This window comes from Oleiphilus sp. HI0123, assembly GCF_001635315.1.
The window spans coordinates 1-7,306 of record NZ_LWGE01001283.1 but is presented as its reverse complement, the minus strand read 5'-3'; the positions used below and the strand labels follow the sequence as shown (position 1 = coordinate 7,306).

Below are 7,306 nucleotides of genomic sequence, written 5' to 3'. Positions count from 1 at the left end.
AACTAGAGCCTCAACCTCCAAANTTNTGANNCAATTCGCTGAATCTCTTTGTTTGTCGGAATAACGACAACATCCAAACCATAAATTTGCTGAAACTCGAATGCTTCGGTATCCGCCGTACCCGTCATACCAGCCAGTTTCGAATAAATTCGGAAGAAGTTCTGGAAGGTGGTTGAAGCCAAAGTCTGGCTTTCAGCCTGAATTGCAACATTCTCTTTAGCTTCTATCGCCTGGTGCAAACCTTCGCCCCAACGACGACCAGCCATGGTTCGGCCGGTATGTTCATCGATAATAACAATTTGCTTATTCTGAACGATATAATCGACATCTTTCACATATAGGTAATGCGCACGCAAAGCGGCATAGACGTGGTGCAGTATGTTCAGGTTAGTCGCAGCGTAAAGGCTATCGCCCTCTTCCAGCACGCCATGCTCAATTAAGAGTCCTTCAAGATAGGTATGACCCGCTTCAGTCAAATCGACATTTTTCGATTTTTCATCAATTGTGAAGTGACCGTCATCAATAGGCTTATCGTCTTCACCTACCTCCGCTTTCTTCAGCATCGGTACCAAAGCATTAATCTGCTTATAACGCTTGGAACTGTCCTCAACTGCGCCAGATATAACCAAAGGCGTACGCGCTTCATCAATCAGGATCGAATCAACTTCATCGACAATCGCAAAGTTCAGACCACGCTGATACTTACCTTCAAGATTGAAGGCCATATTGTCACGCAAGTAATCGAAACCAAACTCGTTATTAGTACCATAGGTGATGTCTGACTGGTAAGCTGCTCTCTTTTCATCTGGCTGCTGGCCACCATAGACAACACCAACACTTAAGCCCAAAAAGTTATAGAGTGGCTCCATCCATTTGGAGTCACGCTTTGCAAGGTAGTCGTTCACGGTCACAACGTGCACACCCTTACCTTCCAGAGCATTAAGGTATACAGCCAAGGTTGCTACCAGCGTTTTACCTTCACCAGTTCTCATCTCTGAGATGCGACCTTCGTGCAGCGTCATACCACCAATCAACTGAACATCGAAGTGACGCATAGATAAGACACGCTTACCAGCCTCACGACACACAGCAAAAGCTTCAGGCAAAATCTGATCCAGGCTCTCACCCTCACCAACTCGCTTCTTAAACTCTGCACTTTTAGCTTTTAAGCTTTCATCATCTAGTTTGGAAAGATCCTCTTCCAAAGCGTTTATCTTCGTGACGACCTTTCTCATTCTCTTGAGTTCGCGCTTGTTCTTACTACCAAAAATCTTGGTCATTGCTGATGAAAACATAATGATCTTCTATATTCGTATCTTGTTAATTGAGAGCTCTGCAGACAGAGCGCTATTCTATAGAATGCGCCCGCACATTGATTTCTAATGGTCACGTTCGGCGTGATAAGCCAAAGATGAAACAGCGATCCCTGATTATTGTTGAAAAAATAAGTTCAAGTCTACAGTGAATTGAAACCAGGCTCAAAGGCTAAAATGGGTATGAGATGAAGTAATACAAGGGCAGAGAAGAGAAAAACAAAAGAAAAGTCGATAAATAGCGAAATGGGTCAGGTTTTTGGAGGTTGAGGCTCTAGTTAACTAAAGCTTTACCTTTAAATATTGTGAATACTCGATAAGGCTTCGGCGACAGCGAGTGAAGTCTTACTATGCTACCTGTGCGGTAGTAAATATAAACAGGCAATGCGCCCCATTCACCTAAAACTTCTAAGCTGCCTATGCGGCAGTGAACAGTAGTTTAACGCGAAAAAAATTAGCTACAACAATAAGTAAGGTTAATTTGGTCCAAAACATCAAAAAAACCACCTACGTTGTAACTTACTGATTTTATTAATTTGTTAAAGAGCAGAAAATTTTCGTATTTTCAATTAAAAACTAAGAATCAACCCAGTCTTCAACCCGCAAACCCACAACACGACAAAATTCACGAGTATTATTTGTCACAACAATACTTCCCGCCGCCATCGCATGACCTGCAATGGCTATATCGTTTGCTCCGATAGGTGTGCCCAGTTCACTCAATTGCTTTTTAACCAACGCAGAACAATCTACTGCTTTTTCATCCCAAGGGAGGATAGCATCAAGCCTAGTGATGAATTGATCAATCCACTGATTGACCTTTGGAGATGCTTTTCGACTAATTGCACCGTAGCGCATTTCAGAATAGGTAATTGCAGAAATAACAATCCAATGCTTTTCTGACACGGTTTGTAGCTTCTTAAGCACCACAACAGGGTGCTCTCGCATGATAAAGCTGCAGATACAGGTATCCAGCATATACGTTTGTTTCATTTAAAACCGTCCTTGGTCTTCAATCACATCTTCACGTTCAATCAGAAAATCGTCATCCGCTTTCTCAGTATCGGCTAAAGACAACCAGCTGGGCTTGGAAGGGCGAAGAATAATGGTATCGCCTTCCTTTACGATTTCCAGGTCACTCACTCCTTCATACTCCATGTCTTTAGGAAGACGAACCGCCTGATTCTTGCCATTCTTAAAGATAGATACGGTTCTCATAAGTACTCTCCTCTCGATAACAGCTACTGCTTAAGTATCAGGCTACACCCAGCACAAGCATATGTAAAGCATATGCCGATTTAAACCCGCCTAATTCGACGGGTTTAAAACCAGGGGACGGTTGCGTTTTTTGAGAGGCCAAACTGATTAAAGCTCCCTGAGACAGGCTCATTCATTACCGGGCCAAACTCAATAAAACGTCTGTGCTTTTCCCCATTAGAACCACCGACTAACTCAACATATGGGTTATCTAGGCTTTGGTTAAACATTTTGGCTTTATACTGCTTGATATTTCTGACTGGAGGCGCTATCAGTTGCAAGTGCGAGCTGACCCAGCCACCATCAAAAAAGCTAAGGTATTCTTCAAGCTCTCCGGAAGTAAAGCAAGGTTGAAATTGATCACTAGGACGATGGCATTTTTCATTGCTGTCATAGAGATCTAGGTTTTGAGGAACAGCGCTTCGGTATTCGGTGATCCATTTCTGAGCGCTAGTACGGGAGATACCGAATTGCTCTATCAGTTTCCGCGTCGTTAGCTTGCCTTCCCATTGCAATAACACTTCAATAAACTGAAACTTTACCCTTGCATCAACGCTGACGCCCATGATCAACACACCTATCTATATAAACTTAGTTAGCTCGGTGATACTAATACCGGGTTCCTGTAGCTAAGCACTACTAACGACGATGAATATACTTCTTGGGGTTAATGACTTTGCCGTTTTTGCGTACTTCATAGTGCACGTGAGGGCCGGTTGAGCGGCCGGTGCTGCCCATTGATGCGAGCACTTGGCCTTTGTCGACAATATCGCCTACTTTTGCTTTGAGTTCTTTACAGTGAGCATAGCGGGTTGTGAAGCCTCCACCATGGTTGACTTCAACTAAGTTACCGTAACCGTAGCGGTCACCTGAGTATGTAACGACGCCCGAGGCAACGGCGATGATGTCACTATCCTCCTTACCTGCGAAGTCTACTCCGGCATGCCAGGCACGCTTTCCTGAAAAAGGGTCTGTTCGGTAGCCATAGGCTGAGGACATCCATCCCCAGGTAATGGGGCGGCCGGCAATAAATAATTCTTCTTGGGTTTTGCGGCTAACAAACAGCGCGTCAATCACTTCTAGCTGCTGCTCACTGTCAGTAAGTTGTCGGTCAATCTGATCAAGACTTTCAACAATGCCTGGCAGCACGTAAGACTCGCCCAGCTTTGCATCGGTGGGGCCACCTAGCGCAGGGCTCGCACTGAAGTCAAATTCGCCATTCTTTAGCTTCGCTACTTCTGTCAGTCTTTGACCAAGCGCATCAAGGCGTAACAGTCTGGCCTGCATATCACCCATTCTTAAGGTTAGCGCATCAACCTTTTCCTGAGCTGCTCGCTTAATCCTGGTCACTTGTTTCTTTTGTGCGTTGATATCTTGCTGCCAACCAACAATTATTTCTTTATCTAAAGTCGACTCGGCTTCTCCGGCCACCCAGGTCTGTAGACGGTAGCCCGAAAACACTAGTACGGCCATGAGAAAAACAAATAGCGCACCAACAATGACGAGCTGCTTATTTCCTAACTGATAAGTTTTAGACTTTCCGTGGTTTCGACCAACAAAAATAATATTCATAGCTTTTCTTATATCGTTCTTTTAGCATATCCCTATTCCATGATGTCATTCCATGACTCAATTTGCGCTAGTTTGACCAAGCATCAAGCTCTTTGCAAGCGCTAGTCGCTTTGCTCTTGAGCCTTGTCACGCCGAACTTAGCAAAGCCAATTTAGCCTGTCACACTTTTAAGTTTATGAGACAACCAAAGCAGCAAAAGTTTGCCCCTAAAATCAGCTTGAAAAGACTGAGTGCGAAATCAAACAATCTTCAGTCTCTGATTAAACAGGCAGCCAGCCGAAAGTCGCTGGAAGTTCTGTTTGACGAAACCTTGCCAAGCGCTTTTAAAGGCAAGTTTCAAATAAACGCCTTTAGCCAAGGCAGGCTCACCCTCACCTGCTCGTCTGCAGCGCTCATGACCAAATTCCGTTTCTCTCAAGAGCAGGTGATATCTATGCTCAATGCAAAAATTCACCCAGAGAGAATAGAGCAGATCAAAATCAAAGTGCGACCCAAAGGGGCATTTTCAAACAAAGCACCCATTGATACGCCAAGTACACCTAAACACTTAAGCAAAAAAAATGCCCAGATTCTAAGAGAAGAAGCTGAGCATACTGATGATTTGAAACTAAAAAAGATTTTACTTCAGTTAGCCAGACATACTGATTAGCAGATTAGTATCAATATATCCGGCTCGCTGGTTTTCTCTTATGCAGCCACTTAAGCAGCTAACACTGGCTTCATATATGAAATTGGAGCTGTACTTGCGTCTTCGAAAGTATTCACTTCCCAAGCATCGGTTTCCTTGATGAGTTTTCGCAGCAACTTGTTGTTCAAGTCATGACCAGACTTGTAACCTTTAAACTCACCAATCAAGCTATTGCCCAATAAGTATAAGTCGCCGATAGCATCCAAAATTTTGTGTTTTACGAACTCATCGTCATAACGCAAACCATCTTCGTTCAAGACCTTGTAGTCATCAACAACAATTGCGTTATCGAAACTACCGCCTTGAGCTAGATTCATTGCTTGCAAACGTTCAAAGTCACGCATAAAACCAAAAGTCCGGGCACGGCTTACTTCTTTTACAAACGAGGTGCTCGAGAAATCAATCGCCGCATCTTGAGTACCCTGATGAAAAACAGGGTGATCAAAGTCAATTGAAAAGCCAACTTTGAAGCCATTAAAAGGCACAAACGTCGCTTTCTTACCGTCTTCTTCGATCGTCACTTCTTTGGTGATGCGAATAAACTTCTTAGCCGCTTCTTGCTCTTCAATTCCCGCAGACTGGATTAGAAAAACAAAAGGACCAGCACTACCATCCATAATGGGTACTTCTTCAGCACTTAACTCAACACGGCAGTTATCAATACCTAAACCAGCCATGGCTGAAAGCAAATGCTCTACAGTCGCTACTTTAACGCCGTCTTTAACAAGCGTTGTTGAAAGCAAAGTCTCACCTACGTTTTCCGCACGCGCTTCTATCTCCACAGCTGGAGACAAATCGGTACGACAAAACACAATCCCTGAGTCGATCGGTGCAGGCATAAGCGTTAAATACACCTTTTTACCTGAATGAAGACCCACTCCAGTGGCTCGAATTGTATTCTTTAATGTGCGCTGTTTAATCATATTTTGATTTCTATCAACCTTTATAAATTGCTGAACTGGTCAAAAAACAGGCGCATAATAACAGAATGCGCCGAATTTCCCAACTAAAACGATCAACTATTCATCAAGATGTAATATTAGGCGCGGATAATTAATCCGCTTGACGCCTCAAAAATGCTGGTATATCCAAGTAATCAACACTTGGAGCCGCATCAGTTTTGCTCGTATCAACCGCAGCATTACCTACGCGGTCAACGCTTGGACGACGGCGACTTACAGCTGGGCGCTCCAATTCACCGTAATCTAGCGTACCGTCCTTTTTAGTCGGCGTATTGTCAACAACCTTAACCGGCTTATCCATTGCAGCTGACAAACCTGTTGCAACAACTGTTACTTTTAGTTCATCTGTCATCTCAGGATCGATAACCGTACCTACAACAACTGTTGCTGAGTCTGAAGCAAATTCTTCTACAATATTACCCACTTCCGAGAACTCACCCAAGTTCAAGTCAACACCCGCAGTAATGTTAACCAAGATACCACGCGCACCCTGAAGGTTAATGTCTTCTAGCAGCGGGCTTCTAATCGCAGCCTCTGCAGCTTCCTTAGCTCGCTCTTCACCCGATGCTGAACCGGTACCCATCATAGCCATGCCCATTTCAGACATAACTGTTTTTACGTCTGCAAAGTCAACGTTGATCATACCTGGGCGGATAATTAGATCCGCAATACCTTGAACAGCCCCTTGAAGTACGTCATTCGCTGCACCAAATGCATCAAGCAAGGTCGTATTTTTACCTAAAACTGATAGCAGTTTTTCATTTGGAATCGTGATCAAGGAATCAACATTCTCAGCCAGTTCCTGCAAACCTGCTTCAGCGATTTTCATACGCTTGCCGCCTTCAAAAGGAAAAGGCTTAGTCACAACAGCAACCGTCAAAATACCTAATTCACGCGCTACTTCAGCCACAATCGGTGCTCCACCCGTACCTGTACCGCCGCCCATACCGGCAGTAATAAATACCATGTCAGCACCCTTTAGGGTTTCCGCAATGCGCTCTTTATCTTCTAAAGCCGCTTGACGTCCAATCTCAGGATTCGCGCCTGCACCAAGGCCTTTAGTAATTGTGCTACCCAATTGGATAACTGCTTTGTTTTCTAGATCTTTTAGAGCTTGTGAGTCTGTATTTGCACAAATAAACTCTACACCGTCTACATCGCCAGATAGCATGTGGCGCACTGCGTTACCACCGCCACCGCCGACACCAACGACTTTTATTACTGCGTTTTGTGAAACATTCTCTACGAGTTCAAACATCACTCTTTCTCCTAATATTATATTTTCAATCTGCTAGTTGCTGCTTTGTATTGTTGGTTTTTGTAGGCAATTTTTAGAAGTTGCCGGTAAACCATGTTTTTATTTTTTCCATAAAACTTTCGCCTCCCTCAGACCTCATCATCGGCTCACTATCCGTTGTCCTCTGCTTCAGTCCATACATCAATAAACCAACGCCCGTTGCATACATCGGATTATTGACGACATCCGCCAAACCAGATACACCCTGCGGGGATGC

Annotated in this window: 7 protein-coding genes and 2 pseudogenes; 1 reads left to right on the top strand and 8 read right to left on the bottom strand. The window is 44.1% G+C overall.

Annotated elements, in window-relative coordinates; all coding sequences use genetic code 11:
- Positions 1 to 35: 35 nt before the first annotated feature.
- The 5 genes and pseudogenes from A3761_RS15390 to A3761_RS15370 form a co-directional block, all read right to left on the bottom strand.
- Positions 36 to 1,295 (bottom strand): annotated as a pseudogene (locus A3761_RS15390) (DEAD/DEAH box helicase); the annotation flags it as partial.
- A 594-nt stretch (positions 1,296 to 1,889) separates the two neighbouring features.
- A complete protein-coding gene (locus A3761_RS15385) occupies positions 1,890 to 2,306 on the bottom strand; it encodes a type II toxin-antitoxin system VapC family toxin (RefSeq protein WP_068553783.1) in 417 nt (138 codons plus the stop codon).
- On the bottom strand, positions 2,307 to 2,531 hold the full coding sequence (gene vapB, locus A3761_RS15380) for a type II toxin-antitoxin system VapB family antitoxin (RefSeq protein ID WP_068553782.1): 225 nt from the start codon (positions 2,529 to 2,531) through the stop codon (positions 2,307 to 2,309). It lies immediately after the preceding gene.
- Between the two features lie 104 nt (positions 2,532 to 2,635).
- Complete coding sequence (cas6f, locus tag A3761_RS15375) at positions 2,636 to 3,136, bottom strand: type I-F CRISPR-associated endoribonuclease Cas6/Csy4 (RefSeq protein ID WP_068553781.1); 501 nt, start codon at positions 3,134 to 3,136, stop codon at positions 2,636 to 2,638.
- A gap of 73 nt (positions 3,137 to 3,209) precedes the next feature.
- A complete protein-coding gene (locus A3761_RS15370) occupies positions 3,210 to 4,142 on the bottom strand; it encodes a M23 family metallopeptidase (RefSeq protein ID WP_068516356.1) in 933 nt (310 codons plus the stop codon).
- 175 nt (positions 4,143 to 4,317) lie between these two features.
- On the opposite strand from A3761_RS15370, the gene A3761_RS15365 reads away from it, so the two are divergent.
- Positions 4,318 to 4,791: a DciA family protein gene (locus A3761_RS15365; RefSeq protein ID WP_068512459.1), complete on the top strand. Its 474-nt coding sequence runs from the start codon at positions 4,318 to 4,320 to the stop codon at positions 4,789 to 4,791.
- Positions 4,792 to 4,841: 50 nt separating this feature from the next.
- Here the strand turns inward: A3761_RS15365 and lpxC are convergent, their stop codons facing one another.
- The 3 genes and pseudogenes from lpxC to A3761_RS27785 all read right to left on the bottom strand — a co-directional run.
- Entirely contained in the window at positions 4,842 to 5,753 is a 912-nt protein-coding gene (gene lpxC, locus A3761_RS15360) for a UDP-3-O-acyl-N-acetylglucosamine deacetylase (protein ID WP_068512462.1), read from the bottom strand.
- A 130-nt stretch (positions 5,754 to 5,883) separates the two neighbouring features.
- Positions 5,884 to 7,050 (bottom strand): cell division protein FtsZ, encoded by a 1,167-nt coding sequence (gene ftsZ / locus A3761_RS15355; RefSeq protein WP_068516357.1) that lies wholly within the window; start codon positions 7,048 to 7,050, stop codon positions 5,884 to 5,886.
- Between the two features lie 73 nt (positions 7,051 to 7,123).
- Positions 7,124 to 7,306, bottom strand: a pseudogene (locus tag A3761_RS27785) (cell division protein FtsA); the annotation flags it as partial.

Bases quoted from the DNA above. Each gene is read 5' to 3' on its own strand.
- A3761_RS15370 (WP_068516356.1), bottom strand. From the start codon at position 4,142: ATGAATATTATTTTTGTTGGTCGAAACCACGGAAAGTCTAAAACTTAT.
- A3761_RS15385 (WP_068553783.1), bottom strand. From the start codon at position 2,306: ATGAAACAAACGTATATGCTGGATACCTGTATCTGCAGCTTTATCATG.
- cas6f (WP_068553781.1), bottom strand. From the start codon at position 3,136: ATGGGCGTCAGCGTTGATGCAAGGGTAAAGTTTCAGTTTATTGAAGTG.
- vapB (WP_068553782.1), bottom strand. From the start codon at position 2,531: ATGAGAACCGTATCTATCTTTAAGAATGGCAAGAATCAGGCGGTTCGT.
- A3761_RS15365 (WP_068512459.1), top strand. From the start codon at position 4,318: ATGAGACAACCAAAGCAGCAAAAGTTTGCCCCTAAAATCAGCTTGAAA.
- ftsZ (WP_068516357.1), bottom strand. From the start codon at position 7,050: ATGTTTGAACTCGTAGAGAATGTTTCACAAAACGCAGTAATAAAAGTC.
- lpxC (WP_068512462.1), bottom strand. From the start codon at position 5,753: ATGATTAAACAGCGCACATTAAAGAATACAATTCGAGCCACTGGAGTG.